Genomic DNA, 17,872 nt, shown 5'->3' with positions numbered 1-17,872 from the left:
CTTCGACCGGTCCCACGTCATCGACCACTCCCACGTCTCGGATCGCGACCTGCTCACCGGCGACGGAAGACGCCGTCGGTCCCCCGGCCGGCTGCCGTCTCGAAGCCGATGTCCGGACCTCGACGACACGCGCCGGCGTACGCCGAACCCCCCGTCACACGTCGGCGGCTGCGCCGACACCCGCGCCACCCGCCGCGGCCGGCGAACCGGCATCCCGTTTCGCACACGACGGCCCGCCCACGACACCGATCCGCGGGCGTTCACCCCCCACGGACGCAATCGGTCACCCCGTACGAGAACCGAGAAGGAGCCGCATGAGCGCCGGCACTCCCACCAGACCCATCGACCACAGACAGGCCGCCCTGCGGCCGACCCTCGCAGTCGCGATGTTCGCCCTGCTGCTGCTCGCGTACGCGGTCAACGCCATGGACCGCATGGTCTTCCCCGTCCTGCTTCCGGAAGTGCGGCAAGAGCACGGCTTCGGCCTCCAGGCGGCCGGCCTGCAGGCCACCGTATTCGCGCTCGGAATGGGACTGGCGGGGCTTCCGGCCGGTCAACTCCAGCGCCGGTACAGCCGCAGATCCCTCATCGTGTTCGGCACCCTGGTCTTCTCCGTCGCCACCGCCATGACGACGCTCTCGTTCGGCTTCGTCGACATGCTGGTGTGGCGTGTCCTGTCCGGAGTCGGGGAGGCGCTGCAACTCGCCGCCATCCTCACCGTCGCCTCGGCCGCGTTCCCCGCCCGCCGCGGGGTCGCCATCGGCGCCGTCAACGTGGCCTTCGCGTCCGGCGCCCTCATCGGCCCGGCCCTCGGCAGCGTCCTGCTCAAGGAATACGACACCTGGCGCGCTCCGATGATCGCCTTCGGGATCATCGGTGTCGTCCTGGGCCTCGCCGTCCTGTGTGTGGTCTCCCCTCGGCTCACCGAGGCCACCGCCGCCGACGGCCCACACCCGCAGACGGGCGGCGCCGCGAGCATCCTGTCCCGCACACCCCTGACCCTCGCGGCCGTCACGGCCCTGTTCGGCCTGGTCGACTTCGCGTTCATCGGCCTGTACGCCTCCTACCTGCGGGAGAACCTGTCCTTCAGCCCCGGTACAGCGGGGTTCGTCGTCGGACTCTCCGGCCTGGCCGCATTCGCCTCGCCCCTGGGCGGCTACATCGTCGACCGGGTGAGCGCCCGCGTGCTCCTACCGCTGCTGAATCTGGCCGTCGCCGCGTGCGGCTGCGCCCTGTTCCTCGGACCGGACACGCGCGTGTGGCAGGGAGGCTTCTCCTTCCTGTTCGGCCTGTTCGCCAGCAGCGGCATGTACGTCGCCGCCGCCGGCTACCTGATCAAGTCCGTCAGCAGCGACCTGGCCAGCCGGGCCGCCGGTCTGTTCGTCACCTGCATCTACGTCGCCGCGGGATTCGCCGGACTGCTGTTCAGCGCCCTCGTGGACGCCACCGGTTGGACAACCGCGGGACTGGTCCAGATCGTCGCGCTGTCCATACTCGGCGCCGCGCTCGCGACCACGATCACCCCGCACGACTTCAGCCGACCCGTCACCGCACAAGAGCGCTGACCCCAAGCCCACCCCACGCGGTGGCACCGTCGAACGCCGCCCCGCCCGTCACCGCGGCGCACCGCGGGCATCGACCCACCCGCCGCAACCTCGCGTCGACGTCACCGGCTCGCCCGCCTCCCGACCCGACCCGACCCCGACCCGCACCGAAGGAGAAAAACATGCGTCCCAGCGAACGCCTCGAGTACGACCCCATCGAAGGCCGGGCACCGATGCCGCTGCCCGGAGGCGCCCGCATGGTCGTCTGGGTCATCGTCAACATCGAGACGTGGTCCGACACCGAGCCGATGCCGCGCACGGTCCTGACCCCGCCCGCGGGCGGTATCCCGGCACCGGACGTGCCCAACTGGGCCTGGCACGAGTACGGCAACCGGGTCGGCTTCTGGCGCATGCTCAAGACGCTGGACCGGCAGGGTGTGCAGGCCGCGCTGGCCATCAACGGCGGCGCCATCGAGCACTACCCGCACATCGCCTGCGCGGCCCGGGATCGTGGCTGGGAGTTCATCGGTCACGGCTTCACCCAGCGGAACATGCAGAAGGTCGAGGACGAGCGCGCCGATATTCGCAGCACCACACAGGCGATCACGAACTTCCTCGGCTCCCGCCCCCGCGGGTGGCTCGGCCCGGGCCTGACCGAGACGTGGGAAACCCCGGACATCCTCGTCGAGGAGGGGTACGAGTACGTGTGCGACTGGGTGCTGGACGACCAGCCCGTGGAATTGGCGACCCGAACCACCCCCATCGTCAACATCCCCTATACGCAGGAGTGCAACGACGTGGCCATGATGCTGATCCAGCATCATCCCGCCCGCGAGTACTACCAGCGGGCCGTCGACCAGTTCGACCAGTTGTACAAGGACTCTGCGGACTCCCCACGCGTCATGGCCCTGGTCGTCCACCCGTACATCATGGGCGCCCCGCACCGACTCAGGTACTTCGAGGAGGCGTTGGCCCACATCAGGGCACACGACGACGTCGACTTCCGGACGGGCGGCCAGATCCTCGACTGGTACCGGCAGGCCCGCCCGGCGTCCGCGCCCGTCTGACCGCTGTCATGCGGTCGAGCCGCATCGGGCCGGCCAGGCGGCGGATGCGGACGCGCTGCACGGTGGCGGGGTGGAGCCGCACGGGTGGGCGGTCCCGGACCGGGCCCGGCGGCGGAGCACTCGGACCTGGCCATGGCATGGCACTGGACGACGCGACGCCCGGTCCGGCCGGACCGGCCGGACCGGGCCGCTCGCACGACGGCATGCAACGTATACTTCAGGAATGGTTCTTCCCACCGATGTTCCCCAGGGCAGCACCAACACCGTCTACACCACGCTGCGCCGCAGATTCGCCGACGGCGAGTACGCGCCGGTCCAGCGATTGACCGAGGCGGCGATCGCCGCCGACCTCGGAGTCAGTCGCACGCCCGTGCGTGAGGCGCTACGCAGGCTGCAGGCGGAGGGCCTCGTCGCTCCCGCCGCCCGTGGCGTCGTCGTCGCTCCCCTCGGTGCCGTGGAGGCGTCGCACCTGTTCGTGCTCCGCGCGGACCTCGAAGCGCTGGCGGCGGAACTCGCCGCGACACGGCAGCAGCAAGGCTTGCTGGCTCCGGCCGAGGTGGACGCGCTCGACGAAGCGGTCGCCGCAGTGGAGCTCGGCGTCCGGGCGAAGGACCCCCGCGCCGCGGCCCGCGCGAATCTCGCCCTGCACCGTGCCATCGGCGTCGCGGCCGGCAATCCGTTCCTCGAGGACGCCCTGCACCGCGTCTGGGACCGCATCGCCGTCTCGACCCTCTCCAATCTCGCCGACGAGGAATGGGCGGGCCTGATCACCGATCAGCATCGCGCCATCGTCGCCGGCATCCGCGCCGGAGACCCGGCCGCCGCCCGAGTGGCCGCCAAGACACACATCGAGGCCGCGGCCCACGCCTACCTGCCGACGCACTGACCGCCGAGCCGCCCTCGCCCTCGCGGGTCGCAGGTGGAACCGGGGTCACCGGCCGAGGTGTTCGAGGAAGAAGGACGCCATCAATGCCTGCGTGTTCGCGAACTCCTTGTTGTAGACCACGAAATGGCCGCCCTGGAGGATGACGAGGCGCTTGGGGTGCAAGGCACGCTCGTACGCGGCGAAGGCCAGATCGCTGTGCGTGAGGATGTCGTTCCGGGCAACGACCATGAGCAGCGGAGTGGGCGAGATGCGGGCGATGTAGTCGGCCGGTTCGTACGCCGAGAGCATCTCGACGGAACGCAGCGTGACCTCGTTGCGCCACGACGCCAGCCGCTCGGGCTCGATGGTCTGGTACCAGTCGTACGTCTCCCGATCCGCCAGCGCCGCCATCTCGGTGGGGTCCTCGGTGATCAGCGGGATCGTGCCGGGCTCCGAGCCTTGGAACCGCGCCAGACGGTCGGCGTCGAGCATGCCCCGTACGCCCTGCGCCGGGTCAGTGACGGTGGGAGCACACACCCATCGGTAGCTCCCGGTCGGTTCGACTTCACGTGAGGGCTCGCGTCGCACCCGTCACCGCGCCGCGCCGCGCCGCACGGATCTCGTCGGGGCCGGCCGCGCCGGCCGCCCGCACCGGCCCGGGGAATCCGCACGCCGTCGGCGAGGGCCGGCGTAATGCGAGACATTTCGCGCTAACCTGGCACTCTGATCGTCTTCGAGTCGGAGTCCGCGTTGAGCGACAGTGCGAACACACCCGGATCGTTGCGCCCCGGCGGACGCACGGCGCGTACTCGCGCCGCGGTGCTCGACGCCGTGCTGGCCGAACTCGGGGAGACCGGCTACGGCGGGCTGACCATGGAGAACGTCGCCCGCCGCTCCGGCGTGCACGTGGCCACGGTCTACCGGCGCTGGCGCACCGTCGAGGGCTTGATCATCGACCTGCTGACCCTGCTCGGGGCGACCGAGGTGCCCTTCCCGGACACCGGTTCACTGTCCGGCGACCTCCGGGGTCTGTCCCGATCCATCGTGGCCCTGTACGTCGACAACACCCGCATCCGCTCACTGGTCGAGTCCGTCGTCGCGTCAGCCACCAAGAACGCGCGAGCGGCCGAGGCGCTGCACGACTTCTTCGCACTCCGAAGCGAGCGGGCCGCCGTGATCGTGGAACGCGCCGTCGAACGCGGTGAACTGCCACCCGACACCGACGGTGTGGAACTCATCGCGGCGATGGCCGCCCCGATCTACTACCGGATGCTCGTCTCCCGCAAGCCGATCGACACCGCACTCGCCGACCGCACCGCGAACGCGACTTACGTCGCCGCCCTGAGCGGGGTTTTCAGCACCTCCGGCTTCAGCCTCGACGCACCCAAGGTTCAATAAACCGTAGTTCCGGATTTTTACCCGTCATCGTCCGGGCGAGTTCGTGGTCGCGACGCGTTGTCGTCGGCTTTCGCGTCGAGTCGCTCTACGAGGATCATTGCGACGTCGTCCGACAGGCTGCCCTCGGTGTGGCGGATCAATCCCTGGTGCAGGTGTTCGAGGAACTGCGGCGGGGTGCCTGCGGGCACCGCTTCCATGGCCTCGGGCAGGCAGAAGAAGTCGTTGTCGCGGTTGCGTGCCTCGATCACGCCGTCGGTGTACAGCAGCAGCCGGTCGCCGGGGGCGAACACGTGACTCTCCGCCTTGCCGAAAGAACCGGTGAACAAGTCCTCCAGGCCCAGCGGCGGCAGCGGAGAGGCGGGCATCAGGGCGTCGACCGTGCCCTGGCGCAGTATCAGCGGGGGCGGATGGCCGCGGTTGACCATCTCGACCACGGGCCCCTCGGGCACCTGGGCCACGAGCACGGTCACGAACGACTCCGCCTGCTCCTCCTCGTCGTCGCGATCCATCCCCCGCGGCATGGCGCGTTCCCGTCGCAGCGCGGCCGCACAGTGGGCCACGACCTCCACCAGGTCGTCCTCGTAGTGCACGGCCTCCCGGAAGGCGCCCAGCACGGCCGCGGCCGAGCGCACCGCGGGCAGCCCCTTGCCGCGGACGTCTCCGATGATCATCCGGACCCCGTACCGCGTCTGCACCGCCTCGTACAGGTCACCGCCGATCTGCGCGCCGCTCTCCGCCGCGAGGTACATGCTGGCGGTCCGCACCGGGCCCAATCTCGCGGGCACCGGCCGGAGCAGGACCCGCTGTGCCGCCACGGCGATCCGGCGAACCTGGTCGAGCTCGCTCCGCCTGCGCGTATGCATGACACCACTGGTCGTGACGCTGGCCGCGGACACCAGGAGAATCGCCAGGAAATTCGTGTAGACCTGCTGACTACCCCATGCCTGGTTGTAGGTGGCGGTGGTCACGCTGACGGCCAAGGCGACAGCGGCCGCCGACATCGTCCCCTTGGGACCCATCGTGACCGCGGCCAGTGCCGGCGTCGCGGTCAGCAGAGGCCCGGTGTACAGAACGTGTGCGGGCGTGAGCTCGATTACCACCACCAGGAGGGCGATCGCGAACGGTACGCACTGTGCGAGTGTGACCAGGACCCGGCTGTGACCGCCGATATCCGGTCGAGGAGTCCAGCGCAGGAACGACCGCATACATACAGCTTGACCCCCCGAAGCGGGGCATTCCACTCATCGCCGGTGTCGATGGCCGCGGAAACAATCCCCCGGGTTGTCCCGCCAGTGTGGTGTGCCCTGCTCTCAGGGGGGAGGAAGGGCCGTTCTTCCTGGTGAGGCAGCTGGGATGACGATCAGCGCCTGCAACCGCTCGGGCGCGGCCTGCAACAACGACTTGTCGTGGCCGGGCCGGGGGTCGGGTGCGCAGCAGGGACCGGCCCCCGGCATTCGAGGCTTCCGGCGGGCAGGTGCCGGTGAGCCCGGTCGGCGGCGCACTCGGCGCCGGGCTGGTCAGGGGCGGATGATGTAGCGGCCGCGGAGGCCGCCCTTGGCGGTGGCCCGGTGGGCTTCGGCGGCCTGGTCCAGGGAGACGACGGCGTGGACACGGGCCGGGAGTTCGCCGACGGCGGCGCGGGCCAGGAGGTCGGCGAGTCGGGCGCTGTCGGACGAGGTGAACAGCGAGGTCACCGCGATCCCGCGCTCGGCGGGCGGTGCGAGACCGGGCCGCACACCGACGTAGGCGCCGCCGTCGCGGACCAGTTTGAGCGCCTCTTCGTTCAACTGGGCGGCGTCGACGACCGCGTCCCATTCCGGCTCGGCGCGCGTGGTGAAGTCGGCGCCGAGGCCGCGGACGAACTCCTCGTCGCCGGCGCGGGCGAGCCCGGTCACCTGCCAGCCGCGTTCTTGGGCGAGGACGGTGACGTTCGCGCCGACCGCGCCCGCGGCGCCGGTCACCAGCAGCCGGGCGGCCCCGGTGGGCGCGTCGCCGAGCAGGTCGACGACCTGGGCGGCGGCCTGCCCGTTGAGGGGGACCGTGGTCGCGGCGATCAGGTCCAGCCCGTCGGGGACCGGGGCGACGTCGGCCGCTGCGACCACGATCTGCTCGGCATAGGTGCCGTAGTCGCGGTCGAAGCCGACCACCAGGCCGGCCACCCGGGTGCCGACGGCCAGCTCGACGCCCGGCCCGGCCGCATCCACGGTGCCGGCGAACTCCCAGCCCAGGCCGGTGTGTTCGGGCTGCTTGACCAGACCTATCGAGTGGAAGAAGCCCGCCGCGACGCCAAGGTCGGTCGGGTTGACCGTCGCCGCAGCGATGGCGACGCGGATCTGGCCGGGGCCGGGCTCGGCAACGGGCACGTCGATGATCTCGATCGAGTCGGGCCCGTTCGGGACGCGGACGACGGCGGTGCGGAAAGTGGGGGTGCTCATGGCGTCGTTCCTCTGCGGTGGGGTGATCGTTTCCGGGCTCCATGCTGGTTTCGTTAACCTCGTGACAAAAGAAGGCACTTGAAAGTGCGTAAGCCCACCTCGGGTACGGAAGGAACGATCGATGTCGACGCGAACGGCGGCCCAGCAGCGGGCCGAGGAGAAGACGAGCTACAACGCGTTCATGGCGGGCTGCCCGAGCCGCCAACTGCTCGACCGGATCTCCGACAAGTGGGTCGCGTTGATCCTCGCGGCGCTCGGCAGCGACGGCCCGCACCGTCCCGGGGTCGACCACGGCGACGGGCCCCGGCCGATGCGCTATTCCGAACTGTCCCGCCGGCTCGCGGGCGCCAGCCAGAAGATGCTCACCCAGACCCTGCGCTCGCTGGAAGTCGACGGCCTGCTCACCCGAACCGTCACGCCCACCGTGCCCGTCACCGTCACCTACGAGCTCACCGACCTCGGTCTGTCCCTGAACCGCGTCATGGTCGGCCTCAAGGACTGGGCGGAAACACACATGACCGACGTACTCGCCCACCGCGAGGAACACCACCGCACGGCAGCCGAACACTGAGCTTGCTGCTTGAACCTGCTGCCGGACGAACCGGGGCGTTCGGCTGCGTTCCGTGAGTCGAGTCCGCACCGGTTTCTCAGCGCCGGAGCGGTCGCGCGTCCGCGAACGAGTCCGTCGGCCGCAACCGTGATGCGCATGCTCCGCGAGTACGACGCGGCAGGCCAACGGCTCTCCCTTCCTGGCCGGAGGCGGAGGAAGCGAGTACTACGCCCGTGTGTCCGCGCGCAAGGTCGGACGCATCGGACGGACCATGCGCCCGGACATCCGGACGGCGTGGCTCTCGGGCGACCCTCTCAAAGAGCGCCGGAGTATCGGCGGGACGAGGCCGCGGGTCGCCACCGCGAGAACCATCGCCGCCGGGCCAAGCGGGCGTCCAGGCGCGCCGATTGCTCCGCCACGTCCTGGATGTGCGCGGCGTCGTAGCGGGCCAAACGGGCGTCCAGGCGCGCCAACTCATCCGCCGCCTTCTCCCACGCCCCCTGCCGGGCACGGACCCGGGCGATCTACAGAACCGGTCACGGCCGTCTCGGCGGGCTCTTGGGGTGTCCGCCGCGTTGTGCGGTCGTGGTCCGAGACGGCGCCTAGCGGGGGGACGACGGCGGCTTCCAGGTCGCGAACACGTCCACGTATTCGAGCAGCCAGGTGGCGCCCAGCCAGGCCATGGCGATCGAGATCAGGCCGAAGACCGCCACCCACACGGGCCACGGTATTCCGGTGGAGGTTGCCAGATTCGCCGCGTCGGACGAGGAGTTGCCCAGCAGATGGCGTATGAACAGTTCGACGACGTGCCGTATCGCGGCGATCAGCAGGAACCAGACGACCAAGTACGCGGCGAAAGCCTGTACTTCCATCCGGCCCTGCCACGACACCGCAGCCAGGACACCGGACGCGAAGAGGATGATCACCACGCCGAACACGTTGCGAATCGTCGTCAACAGCAGGAGCATCAGAGCGGTTACGCCCCACAGCGCGGCCGTGACGTGCCCCGCGCGGAGAAGAGCCGCACCACCGATACCCGCCAACGAGGGTGCCGGATAGCCGGCCGCCGAGATCAGGAGTCCGCGAATGCGGCCCTTGCCTCGATGAGACGTGGTTCCCGAGTTGTCGGTCTCCAAGCGGACGGCGACGACGCGATGTCCGCACAGGAGCGCGGCGAGGACGTGGCCCGCCTCGTGTGCCATCACCGAGTAGCACCGCAGGGTGGACCATGCCACCCGATGCACCACACAGGTCAAGGCCACACCCCCGGCGGCGAGGACAAGCCCCGGAGGCGGATCCGGATGCGTCGCGAGGGCGTGCTCCCACAGGTGCCGCGAGAACGACAGGGCCATGCAACTCCGATGCTCTGACCTGCCTCTCGGACGCGAAGCAGCGGACCCGCCGGCCATGAAAGGCCATGTGGGCGCGTCGGCGCAAGGGGCGTGGAACAGTTGACGAATGACACACAGTCAGTGACTGTCCCCGGCACGTCAAGCCATCCGGCGCGTCCGGGCCGGAGCCCGCGTTTTCCGGATCACACGCCCCCGACACGCGAGAGGCCGGCCACGGCGCGAGCGTGGCCTCGCGCCGTGGCCGCGCGTGGCACCCGCCCTCGGCGTGCTACTGCGCGGGTTGGGGCAGGTGAGCCTTGGCGGTGTCGTAGCCGGCGCTGCCGGTCGGCTCGGCCGGGGCGTAGACGAGGTGGAGCACGCCGGTCCGGAACGCCTGGGACGAGAGCAGCCTCAGCGGGATGGTGGTCTCGCCCTCGTCGAACAACCGCATGCCCGTGCGGACGGCGATCGGGTGCACCAACAGATGCAACTCGTCCAGCAGGCCGTCCGCCAGCAGGCTGCGGACGACCGAGACCGAGCCGCTCACGGAGATGTCCGTGCCCGGCTCGTTCTTCAGGGCGATGACGGCGTCCACGAGGTCGCCCTCGAGCTGCTCGGAGTTGCGCCACGTGAACTCGAGTTCGTGACGCGAGACGACGATCTTGCGTACGTCGCCGAGCACCCTGGCGAATGCGGCGTCCTCGCCGCCGGCCGCCTCACGCTGCGGCCACGCCCCGGCGAAGCTGTCGTAGGTCCTGCGGCCGAGCAGGACGGTGTCGGCCGTGTCGAGCATCGAGCCGACGACCGCGCCCATCTCGTCGTCGAAGTACGGGAAGTGCCACTGGTCGGGCGCCTCCACGACCCCGTCGAGAGAGATGAACAGGGCGGCGGTGATCTTCCTCATGATGCTCCTCGGGAGAAAGGGGTTCGGTGAACCCCGTCCCTTGGTAGACGACGGCGACCGGGTGAACTCATCGGCGACAACGCGGCCGTCGGGTGCGGCGGTGCGAAATCCGTGCCCACTTCGACACAAACCGAGGCGGTCGGGTCGGATTCTCGGCTCGTGATCGGCTCGTGATCGGCTCGTGATCGGCTCGGGCGTGAGGGCCGTGGTTCTTTGAGAGCGTGGCCCGCGCGTTCGTCGGGGATCGCCTCCGTGTGAGGGCGTCGTGGAGCCCACGGCGCGCCGGTGGGTGGCCGGCGCGGCGTGGGCGGGGCAGGGGGTGGGCGGTTCAGTAGGAGATGGCGACGCGGGACCGGAAGACGGCTTGGTCGTCGAGGTGGTCGAGGACGAAGTCGGCGAGGTCGGCGCGGGAGATCTTCGTCGGCTTGTCCAACGGGTGGTCCTCGTCGTGGGTGTACCGGTAGGTGCCGGTATGTGGTCCGTCGGTGAGCATGGGGGCGCGGACGACGGTCCAGTCGAGGTGGTCGGCGGTGGCGAGGTCGTCCTCCATGCGGCGCATGTCGGCGTAGGCGTGCCGGTGGAGGGGTTGGATGATCAGGCGGGTGACCAGTCGTTGGGCCGGTGGTGTGCCGGTTCCCGGGTCCAGGGCGCCGGAGGAGAGGCAGACCAGGCGTCGTACGCCCGCGGCGGTCATGGATCGGCGTAGGTTGGCCGTTCCCTGCGAGTAGACCTCGGTGCGGGCGCGCGTGGTGGCGCCCAAGGCGCTGAGGACGGCGGTGTGGCCGGGCAGTGCGGCGTCGATCGTGGCCCGGTCCAGGGCGTCCGCGCGCAGGACGCGCAGTCGTTCGTGTCGGGTGGTGATGCGTTCGGGGTGTCGGGCGAGGGCGGTGACGTGGTGTCCGGCGGCCAGGGCCTGTGCGACCAGGTGGGCGCCTGTCCCGCCGGCCGCGCCCATGACGAGCAGGTTCACGTCGCGGTCGGGTTCGTCCGCGGCTGGGCGGCGGTGGCGGGCCTGCGGAAGGGTGGCGCGCCGGCGAGTTTGCCGCCGTCGATCGGCAGGGTGGCGCCGGTGATGAAGGAGGACTCGTCGGAGCAGAGCCACACCACGGCCGCCGCGACCTCGTCGGGGAGGCCGATCCGGCGCATGGGCATGGCCTGTGCGGCGGCCTGCCGTGCTTGTTCGCCGGCGGCCTCCAACTGCTCGGTGTGGATGGGTCCGGGGGCGAGGGCGTTGACGCGGATGCCGGCGTCGGCGTAGTCGAGGGCGGCGGTCCTGGTGAGGCCGATGAGTCCGAACTTGCTGGAGACGTAGCCGGCCAGTCCGCCGACCGCCTGGAGGCCGGCGGTGGAGGACATGTTGACGATGGCGCCTCCGCCGCCGGCGAGCATGGCGGGGATCTCGTACTTCATGGCGAGGAAGACGCCGCGCAGGTTGACGGCCAGGGCGCTGTCGAAGGCGGTGATGTCGACGTCGGCGAGCGGGGTGGGCGGGTGGCCGCCGCCGGCGGCGTTGTTGACGGCCGCGTCCAGCCGTCCGAATCGGTCGACGGTCGTGGCGACCAGGTGTTGGACGGCGGTGGGGTCGGTGACGTCGGTGGGTACGGCGAGCGCGCGTCCGCCGGCCGCGTCGATCTCGGCGGCCAGCGCGGTCAACGCTTCGGTGTCGCGGGCGGCGAGGACGACCGCCGCTCCGGCGCGGTGCAGGGCGCGGGCGGTGGCGGCGCCGATCCCGCGGCTCGCGCCGGTCACGATCGCGACGCGTCCGTCGAGCGGTTGTGGGGTGGACATGGTGAACTCCTGTGGTGAGGGCGGTCGATGTTCGTGTTCGTGTCGCGGCCGAATCCGAACCGCGTCCCGGGTAGGGCAGGGCAGGGCATGGCAGGGCGGGGTGTACGCGATCCGGAGGGTCGCGTAGAATTCGATGGACAGACAGTAAATCCAAAATCGTGGAAGGGGCAAGCCGCGTGAGTCCGCGCGAGTATCGGTCCGACAAGCGTCAGGCCGCGGCCGAGGACACTCGGCTGCGGATCCTGGCGTCCGCCCGCTCGCTGCTGGCGGGCGCCAAACCCACACAGATCTCGGTGGACGCGATCGCCAAGGCGGCGGACGTCTCGCGGCAGACGGTCTACAACGTCTTCGGCTCCAAGTCCGGTCTCCTGGAAGCCCTCTTCGACTCGCTGGCCACCCGGGCGGGCATCGATCCGTCCCAGGCGTTCCTCGCCCCCGACGTCGACACGGCGTTGCGTCGGTTCAGCGAGGGCTTCTGTCGCTTCTGGGCATCGGATCAGGTCGTGATCCGCAGACTGCGCGGGATGGCCGTCCTGGACTCCGACCTCGACCGACTGCTGCGCGAGCGCGACGACATGCGCCGATCCGCGTTGTCCGCGCTCCTCCGGCACCGTGGACAGGAGACCGCCGCCGACACGATCGACGTCATCTGGCAGCTCACCGGTTTCGAGACCTACGACGGGCTGGCCCGCCGCGACCCCGCTCGCGACCCGGCGGAGGTGGCGGACCTCGTCGCGACTGCCGTCACGGCCGTGTACCGGGCGGCGGGCGGCTGAGGACGAGGAACCACGCCACGCCGGTGCCCGACAACAGGCCAAGGCGGGCGCCGGGCACGACAACCCGAGCGCACCCGCAGGCAGCCTGCGAAATCGCGCTCGGTGCCGGGTTGGTCGTGGTGGCGCCCTCGGCGCAGTGCGTCCCCGAGGTCCGGGCGGCCGAGCAGGGGGTCACTGGATGTTCAGCCGGATGGGGTGGGAGGGGTTGGCGGGGCACGTGAAGAGGCGGAGTTGGTCGAAGTGGCCGGCGATGAAGCGGCGGTCGTGGCCGCGGCTCTCCACGGTCAGGAGCAGCCGCATCCCAGCGCCGCAGAAGCAGTCGAGAGGGATCGGGTCGATGGCGTGCCGGCCGGGCCAACCTCCGATCTTCCAGCCCCGACGGCAGGCCAGGTCACGATCGAAGTCGGTGTCGCGCGCCCGCGCCCAGCGGCGCCCCCGGACGTGGAGGTCCTCGGGCAGGTCGTGCGCGGACGGCAGATCGGCGATCTCCAGCGGGGCGAGCGAGCAGGGCAGCGGCAGGAGGTGGTCGCTGCGACGCTCCGGCCGGGGCGGAGTCGCCACCGTCCCCACAGCGGCCGAGGACCGGTAGCGCAGCTCGACGGTGGGCCCCCAGTAACCGTCCTGGCCCGGCGGTTCCTTGTGGTCGTTCGGACACCACAACACCTGCAGCACATCGCGGCAGTCCGGCCAATGAACCCCCGGCACGTCACGGGCGTACAACTGGAGCACGGGCACCATCGGCACGTCGGGACCGGAGGTGTCCCGCGCCCATCCCTCCTTCTCCCCCGTGATCATGTCGACCGAGTCCCACTTGACCGTGGACCAATCGCCCCCCATGGTCCGATCCCGAATGGTCGCGGCCTCGCGTTCGCGGAGCAGCGAAGGTCGTGTCACCCGTCTCTTGGACCGGGCTGATGCGCTCCCAGGCGTCGCGCTCGTCCTCCGACAGCTTCTCGCGCACCTTCACCATGTGAGGAGCCCCGCACAACGGCCACGGCTCGTGGGCGGGCCACAACAACGGTCCCCCGATCCCGCTGTCCCCGACACCGGGATCCCCCGCGGCGGGACGCAGCAGCGTCGCCTGGCGAACGTAGGCCGCGAACGCGGGCACCTGCGCCGTCAAGGACTCGACGGATGTCGACAATTCGTACCCCTCGTGTGGATCGTTCCAAGGCCGAACCTGGCAGGATGAGGCCATGATCTCGATCCGAAAGGCCCATGCCTCGTAGGCCCCTTGTCCGGCTCCCACAAGAGCCGTCGCGCCGCAGCCGGTCACACCGGACGCGGTCATCGCGGCATCGCGGCGTCCAGCCACGCGCCATCATCCCCGTCGAGCAGGCACGTCCCGAAGCGCTGATGGTGTCCGAAGCGCGTGAGCGCTGGCGGGCGTTGGCCGGCCGCCTGCCGCGCGGCGCAACCGGCCGAGAACGTTCACCGAGCACGATCTATGTGAACTGCACCCGGTTGATGCGGACGAGCCGGTACGGCTTGTGGGTGCGTCTGCGGGAACTGCTGAACGAGCGCGGACTCGTCCCTGCCGACACGGTTCTCGTCTACCTTTTCCCCGACGGCGGCGACTCCGAGTTCGGCACCGTTGTGTCGGACGGCGGCCGGGTCTACTCGTTCGACCTGCGCTACAACCGCGAAAGCATGAGAAGTGCGCGCGCAGCCGTCATCGAGCGGTGGCTCGACATCACCGATCGGTGGCAACAGGAGCCCTTTTCCCCCGAGATAGCCGACGCGTTCATTTGGAAACCTCCGCCGCGGCGCACCAGGCTGACCGAGCCCGGCAGCACACTCCTCAGCCCGTCGGACCGCGAAGTCCGTCCCGCCGACAACGTCACATGAGACAGCCCCGGCGCGTGGACGGCCATGGTGCTCTGCCGACGGATCGCGGGCTGCTGTCCGCGAGGTGGTGGATTCGTGCGCTCGTCGTCGGGGACGATCGCGGTGGCGCGGGCCGCCGTGTGGGACCGGTGCCCCCGGCAAAAGCCACGCAACTCACCGCCAGGTTCGGCGGCCGTCTCTGCGGTGCGGGCGGAAGAGGGATCAACTGCCCTACCCGTATGGAAGACGGCATGTTCAAGGCCCAGGTCATGCAGTCTGTCGGCCGGAAACGGCTGATTCAGAAACGTATCGTGAGCGCGCCGGACCGAAACGCCCCGGACGGTCATGAGAACGGAGAACCGTAGAGTGCCAACACATCAGGCGCGATTGGGCTACATCCGAGTGAGCGTGGCCGAGTTCCGCGAGGGGAAGTCCTCCCTCCGTCGGCTCGTCGACGACATCGAGTACACCGTGGAATCGCTGGATCCCGGACCGGTACGTGACGACCTGCGTCCACTGGCCGGAACGCTCGAAACGATCTACGCGGTCGCGCTCGACCGTGGGGAACTCGACGAACTTCCCACGACCACGGTCACGACGCTCAACGAGGTGATATCCACGATCACCTCCCTCATCGAGGCCGAACCGAGCCCGTAGTCGCACACAGGGGCGAGGCCGCTCCTCGACGCCTCGCCCCTGACGGGCGTGTGAAACGGGTTCCCGGTCTTCTTCCAGGGGGCCGGGCTACGAGCAAGTGCGGTTGTGTGCCGGCGCGTTGGGGGTGAACGAGCGTACCGTCCGGCGTTGGCCGGCCGCGACGAGCCGCGGGCACAGTCCGGCCGTCTCCGCCGCGAGGCGCACATGCGTACGGGGTGGTCGTCCTGGGCATGCCGATCTTCGGCAGGCGACGTACGCCCCACGCACGGGGCGCCGCGACACTCCCGGGTGGCGCGGGCGAAGGGCTTCGGCGCCGAACCGCCGCGGCTCCCGGGCCACCGCCCGACACCGGTCCCGGACACGGGAACGCTCGATCAGCAGACAAACCCGCATGGGCGTCGCAGGAGTCCCGCGACACTCCCCCGGTCACCATGCGGCAACCACCAACAGCCCTTCCGCCACGCCCGAAAGGCGCCTGAGCAGGCCGAACATCCCTACGCGACGACCCCGACCAACACACCGCCACCCCACCCGACCACGCGGATCGCCGATGCCTGTTCATCCAACCTTGTCGGTGTCGCGGGGTCGGGGGATGGCGCGTGCATCCGGGAAGGTGATCCGGCTCGGCCGCGTGGTGGAGGTCTTCAGCCGGGCGTCACGCCCCGGCGCCGGTATCGTGTCGATCAGCAGGTCCTGTGACATTTCCTTGTGCCGGCCGGCCGAATCGCTCATGAGGCAACGGCGAGGGTGCGACGGGTGGCAGAGTCGCATCCGACGGTCCGGCAGCGCCGAACGGAAGAGGGCGGATGAGCGGGAGAGTGGACGTGGGGCGCCGCCGGAGACACCTCCTGGACCTTCGCCTTGCGCGTCGCCTTTCCGCCGCGTTGGCCCAGGGCTTGACCCCGCGTATCCGTGCCACCCGCGATCAGCTCAGCTGGCTCAACGAGGCGAGCCTGCGGATCGGGACCACCCTCGACCTGAAGACCACGTCCCAGGAACTGGCGGACTTCGCCGTCCCCCGATTTGCCGACGGTGCCGCCGTCGATCTTTTGGAGTCCGTACTCCAGGGGGAGGAAGGAGAACGCCCGAGCGGGAGGACCAGGCCGGTCAGGCGGGCGATGGCCATAGCGGCCATCGACCGACTCGCGAACCTGGAGCCCGACCAAGTCGGGGAGATGTCCACCTCCGCTCCGGACCGGGACTCGCGCTTCACCCGAGCGATCGCCGCCGGCCAACCCTTGCTCATCAGCAGGATCGGGCCGCACGAGTACGAACAGATGGCCCCCACGGCCAGCGCTGCGGCCAAGCTCCGGCAGGCGGGCGTGCACAGCTACATGATGGTGCCGTTGATTGCCCGTGGAGTGCTCCTGGGCTCGGCCGACTTCGTCCGGGCGGGCAATCGGCCGGGCTTTTCGGAGGCAGACCTGGCGCTGGCCACCCAGCTCGCCGCGAAGGCCGCCGTCGACGTGGACAATGCCCGGCTGTACGCACGCGAACGCGAGCACGTGGCACGGCTTCAGCGGAATCTGCTGCCCCGTGTCACTCCCCGCACGCCGGGTCTGGAGGTCACCTCCCGGTACACCCCCAGCGCGGACCCGCGCGGGGGCGGCGGTGACTGGTTCGACGTGGCACCCCTGCCGGGCGGCCGGACGGCCCTCGTGGTGGGGGACGTCATGAGTCACGGTCTGGCGGCGGCAGCCACCACGGGCGTGCTCCGCGCCGTCGCCCGGACCCTCATGGCGCTCGACATGACCCCCGAACGCATGCTCGCCCGACTGGACCTGGCCGCCCGCGACCTCGAGGACGACCAGGTCGCCACCTGCCTGTGTGCCGTCTACGATCCCGCCGACGCCAGTTACACCTTCGTCAGCGCCGGGCACCTGCCGCCCCTGTTGATCACTCCGGAGGGCGAGGCGTCGTACGTGGATGTACCGGTCGGCGCTCCCATCGGCGCCGGGGTCATCCCGTACGACCCGCTGCGCGTGACCATCCCTCCCGGCAGCCGGCTGGTGCTCTACACCGACGGGCTGATCAAGTCACGTACGGAGGACATCGACATCCAGCTGGCGCGGCTGCGCAAGAGGGCCTCCGGGATGCATCCGGCCGAACTGGACTCGTGTGCGCTCGGCGATCTCGCGCCCGAAGGAGGCGCTCGGTTCGACGAGGCCGTCATGCTGGTCGCGGCGACGCAACAATCGCTCCTGGGGACGGATCTGCTCACGTGGGACCTGCCGGCAGACGGCTCGGCGGCGGGCGTGGCACGCAAGTTCGTCCGTGAGCAGCTCGACGTCTGGGACCTCGGTGAACTATCGGACGTCACCGAACTCGTCGTCAGCGAACTCGTCGGGAACGCGCTGCGCTACGGCGGCGCCCCCGGAAGGCTGCGTCTGCTCCGGCACGACCGCCTGGTGGTGGAGGTCTCCGACACCGGGCCGGACCTGCCCCAGATTCAGCACACATCCCTCAGCGACGAGGGCGGCCGGGGACTCCAGCTGATCAACATGCTCTGCCGGGGCTGGGGCTCGTGCCGGACCCCGACCGGCAAGGTTGTCTGGGCGGAGCAGGACATCCCATAGGGGCCGGCCCACTGTTCGATGCCGTGGACGACACGAACGAGAACATTCGGCATCGATCGGTCGAGTGCCGGCCGACGCCGGCCTGCCGGAGCCCGGCGTGGCCCGGAAGGAGTCGTGTGGGCGTGACCGCGCGGTGGGTGGGGGAGTTGACCGG

Annotated in this window: 18 protein-coding genes; 9 read left to right on the top strand and 9 right to left on the bottom strand. The window is 70.3% G+C overall.

The window, feature by feature from the left end; translation table 11 throughout:
• The first annotated feature begins 314 nt into the window (after positions 1-314).
• From OG928_RS32120 to OG928_RS32110, 3 genes are all read left to right on the top strand, one after another.
• Complete coding sequence (locus OG928_RS32120; RefSeq protein ID WP_406290340.1) at positions 315-1,565, top strand: MFS transporter; 1,251 nt, start codon at positions 315-317, stop codon at positions 1,563-1,565.
• Between the two features lie 161 nt (positions 1,566-1,726).
• A complete protein-coding gene (locus OG928_RS32115) occupies positions 1,727-2,611 on the top strand; it encodes a polysaccharide deacetylase family protein (RefSeq protein ID WP_406290338.1) in 885 nt (294 codons plus the stop codon).
• A 223-nt stretch (positions 2,612-2,834) separates the two neighbouring features.
• Positions 2,835-3,497, top strand: coding sequence for a GntR family transcriptional regulator (locus OG928_RS32110; RefSeq protein ID WP_406290336.1), 663 nt, complete (start codon positions 2,835-2,837; stop codon positions 3,495-3,497).
• A 45-nt stretch (positions 3,498-3,542) separates the two neighbouring features.
• Here OG928_RS32110 and OG928_RS32105 read toward each other — a convergent pair whose 3' ends face one another.
• Positions 3,543-3,968, bottom strand: coding sequence for a hypothetical protein (locus tag OG928_RS32105; protein WP_406290334.1), 426 nt, complete (start codon positions 3,966-3,968; stop codon positions 3,543-3,545).
• Between the two features lie 258 nt (positions 3,969-4,226).
• On the opposite strand from OG928_RS32105, the gene OG928_RS32100 reads away from it, so the two are divergent.
• Positions 4,227-4,874 (top strand): TetR/AcrR family transcriptional regulator, encoded by a 648-nt coding sequence (locus OG928_RS32100; protein ID WP_406290332.1) that lies wholly within the window; start codon positions 4,227-4,229, stop codon positions 4,872-4,874.
• Positions 4,875-4,891: 17 nt separating this feature from the next.
• On the opposite strand, the gene OG928_RS32095 is transcribed toward OG928_RS32100, so the two are convergent.
• Positions 4,892-6,079 carry a PP2C family protein-serine/threonine phosphatase gene (locus tag OG928_RS32095; protein WP_406290330.1) on the bottom strand — a complete coding sequence of 396 codons (1,188 nt, stop codon included), beginning with the start codon at positions 6,077-6,079 and terminating at the stop codon, positions 4,892-4,894.
• Between the two features lie 312 nt (positions 6,080-6,391).
• Positions 6,392-7,309 (bottom strand): NADP-dependent oxidoreductase, encoded by a 918-nt coding sequence (locus tag OG928_RS32090; RefSeq protein ID WP_406290328.1) that lies wholly within the window; start codon positions 7,307-7,309, stop codon positions 6,392-6,394.
• 121 nt (positions 7,310-7,430) lie between these two features.
• Here OG928_RS32090 and OG928_RS32085 point away from each other — a divergent pair, with 121 nt between their 5' ends.
• Complete coding sequence (locus tag OG928_RS32085) at positions 7,431-7,880, top strand: winged helix-turn-helix transcriptional regulator (protein ID WP_406290326.1); 450 nt, start codon at positions 7,431-7,433, stop codon at positions 7,878-7,880.
• Positions 7,881-8,461: 581 nt separating this feature from the next.
• Here OG928_RS32085 and OG928_RS32080 read toward each other — a convergent pair.
• From OG928_RS32080 to OG928_RS32065, 4 genes are all read right to left on the bottom strand, one after another.
• Entirely contained in the window at positions 8,462-9,211 is a 750-nt protein-coding gene (locus tag OG928_RS32080; protein WP_406290324.1) for a M50 family metallopeptidase, read from the bottom strand.
• A 268-nt stretch (positions 9,212-9,479) separates the two neighbouring features.
• Positions 9,480-10,094: a dihydrofolate reductase family protein gene (locus OG928_RS32075; protein ID WP_406290322.1), complete on the bottom strand. Its 615-nt coding sequence runs from the start codon at positions 10,092-10,094 to the stop codon at positions 9,480-9,482.
• A 328-nt stretch (positions 10,095-10,422) separates the two neighbouring features.
• A complete protein-coding gene (locus OG928_RS32070) occupies positions 10,423-11,064 on the bottom strand; it encodes an NAD(P)-dependent oxidoreductase (protein WP_406290320.1) in 642 nt (213 codons plus the stop codon).
• On the bottom strand, positions 11,061-11,882 hold the full coding sequence (locus OG928_RS32065) for an SDR family NAD(P)-dependent oxidoreductase (RefSeq protein WP_406290318.1): 822 nt from the start codon (positions 11,880-11,882) through the stop codon (positions 11,061-11,063). Before OG928_RS32065 ends, OG928_RS32070 begins: the two co-directional genes overlap by 4 nt.
• Before the next feature lie 176 nt (positions 11,883-12,058).
• On the opposite strand from OG928_RS32065, the gene OG928_RS32060 reads away from it, so the two are divergent.
• Positions 12,059-12,658 carry a TetR/AcrR family transcriptional regulator gene (locus OG928_RS32060; RefSeq protein WP_406290316.1) on the top strand — a complete coding sequence of 200 codons (600 nt, stop codon included), beginning with the start codon at positions 12,059-12,061 and terminating at the stop codon, positions 12,656-12,658.
• 171 nt (positions 12,659-12,829) lie between these two features.
• Here the strand turns inward: OG928_RS32060 and OG928_RS32055 are convergent, their stop codons facing one another.
• The gene (locus OG928_RS32055) at positions 12,830-13,495 is read right to left on the bottom strand and encodes a hypothetical protein (RefSeq protein ID WP_406290314.1); all 666 of its coding nucleotides are present in this window, start codon (positions 13,493-13,495) and stop codon (positions 12,830-12,832) included.
• A 552-nt stretch (positions 13,496-14,047) separates the two neighbouring features.
• Here OG928_RS32055 and OG928_RS32050 point away from each other — a divergent pair.
• Together OG928_RS32050 and OG928_RS32045 are read left to right on the top strand one after the other, a co-directional pair.
• Positions 14,048-14,506 (top strand): hypothetical protein, encoded by a 459-nt coding sequence (locus OG928_RS32050; protein WP_406290312.1) that lies wholly within the window; start codon positions 14,048-14,050, stop codon positions 14,504-14,506.
• Between the two features lie 345 nt (positions 14,507-14,851).
• On the top strand, positions 14,852-15,142 hold the full coding sequence (locus OG928_RS32045; protein WP_406290310.1) for a hypothetical protein: 291 nt from the start codon (positions 14,852-14,854) through the stop codon (positions 15,140-15,142).
• Positions 15,143-15,700: 558 nt separating this feature from the next.
• Here OG928_RS32045 and OG928_RS32040 read toward each other — a convergent pair.
• Positions 15,701-15,874, bottom strand: a complete 174-nt coding sequence (locus OG928_RS32040; RefSeq protein WP_406290308.1) for a hypothetical protein — start codon at positions 15,872-15,874, stop codon at positions 15,701-15,703.
• Between the two features lie 74 nt (positions 15,875-15,948).
• Between OG928_RS32040 and OG928_RS32035 the strand changes: the two genes are divergently transcribed.
• Positions 15,949-17,718, top strand: coding sequence for a SpoIIE family protein phosphatase (locus OG928_RS32035; RefSeq protein ID WP_406290306.1), 1,770 nt, complete (start codon positions 15,949-15,951; stop codon positions 17,716-17,718).
• Positions 17,719-17,872: the final 154 nt, after the last annotated feature.

The sequence above is a fragment of the Embleya sp. NBC_00896 genome (assembly GCF_045207785.1).
Taxonomy (GTDB): domain Bacteria; phylum Actinomycetota; class Actinomycetes; order Streptomycetales; family Streptomycetaceae; genus Embleya.
This window is presented reverse-complemented; position numbering and strand designations above follow the sequence as displayed.

What these genes read in the sequence shown, in the direction of transcription:
- OG928_RS32090 (WP_406290328.1), bottom strand. Translation starts at nt 7,309, where the DNA reads ATGAGCACCCCCACTTTCCGCACCGCCGTCGTCCGCGTCCCGAACGGG.
- OG928_RS32115 (WP_406290338.1), top strand. Translation starts at nt 1,727, where the DNA reads ATGCGTCCCAGCGAACGCCTCGAGTACGACCCCATCGAAGGCCGGGCA.
- OG928_RS32120 (WP_406290340.1), top strand. Translation starts at nt 315, where the DNA reads ATGAGCGCCGGCACTCCCACCAGACCCATCGACCACAGACAGGCCGCC.
- OG928_RS32075 (WP_406290322.1), bottom strand. Translation starts at nt 10,094, where the DNA reads ATGAGGAAGATCACCGCCGCCCTGTTCATCTCTCTCGACGGGGTCGTG.
- OG928_RS32035 (WP_406290306.1), top strand. Translation starts at nt 15,949, where the DNA reads ATGAGCGGGAGAGTGGACGTGGGGCGCCGCCGGAGACACCTCCTGGAC.
- OG928_RS32095 (WP_406290330.1), bottom strand. Translation starts at nt 6,079, where the DNA reads ATGCGGTCGTTCCTGCGCTGGACTCCTCGACCGGATATCGGCGGTCAC.
- OG928_RS32085 (WP_406290326.1), top strand. Translation starts at nt 7,431, where the DNA reads ATGTCGACGCGAACGGCGGCCCAGCAGCGGGCCGAGGAGAAGACGAGC.
- OG928_RS32055 (WP_406290314.1), bottom strand. Translation starts at nt 13,495, where the DNA reads ATGGGGGGCGATTGGTCCACGGTCAAGTGGGACTCGGTCGACATGATC.
- OG928_RS32105 (WP_406290334.1), bottom strand. Translation starts at nt 3,968, where the DNA reads ATGCTCGACGCCGACCGTCTGGCGCGGTTCCAAGGCTCGGAGCCCGGC.
- OG928_RS32080 (WP_406290324.1), bottom strand. Translation starts at nt 9,211, where the DNA reads ATGGCCCTGTCGTTCTCGCGGCACCTGTGGGAGCACGCCCTCGCGACG.
- OG928_RS32065 (WP_406290318.1), bottom strand. Translation starts at nt 11,882, where the DNA reads ATGTCCACCCCACAACCGCTCGACGGACGCGTCGCGATCGTGACCGGC.
- OG928_RS32040 (WP_406290308.1), bottom strand. Translation starts at nt 15,874, where the DNA reads ATGAGCGATTCGGCCGGCCGGCACAAGGAAATGTCACAGGACCTGCTG.
- OG928_RS32110 (WP_406290336.1), top strand. Translation starts at nt 2,835, where the DNA reads ATGGTTCTTCCCACCGATGTTCCCCAGGGCAGCACCAACACCGTCTAC.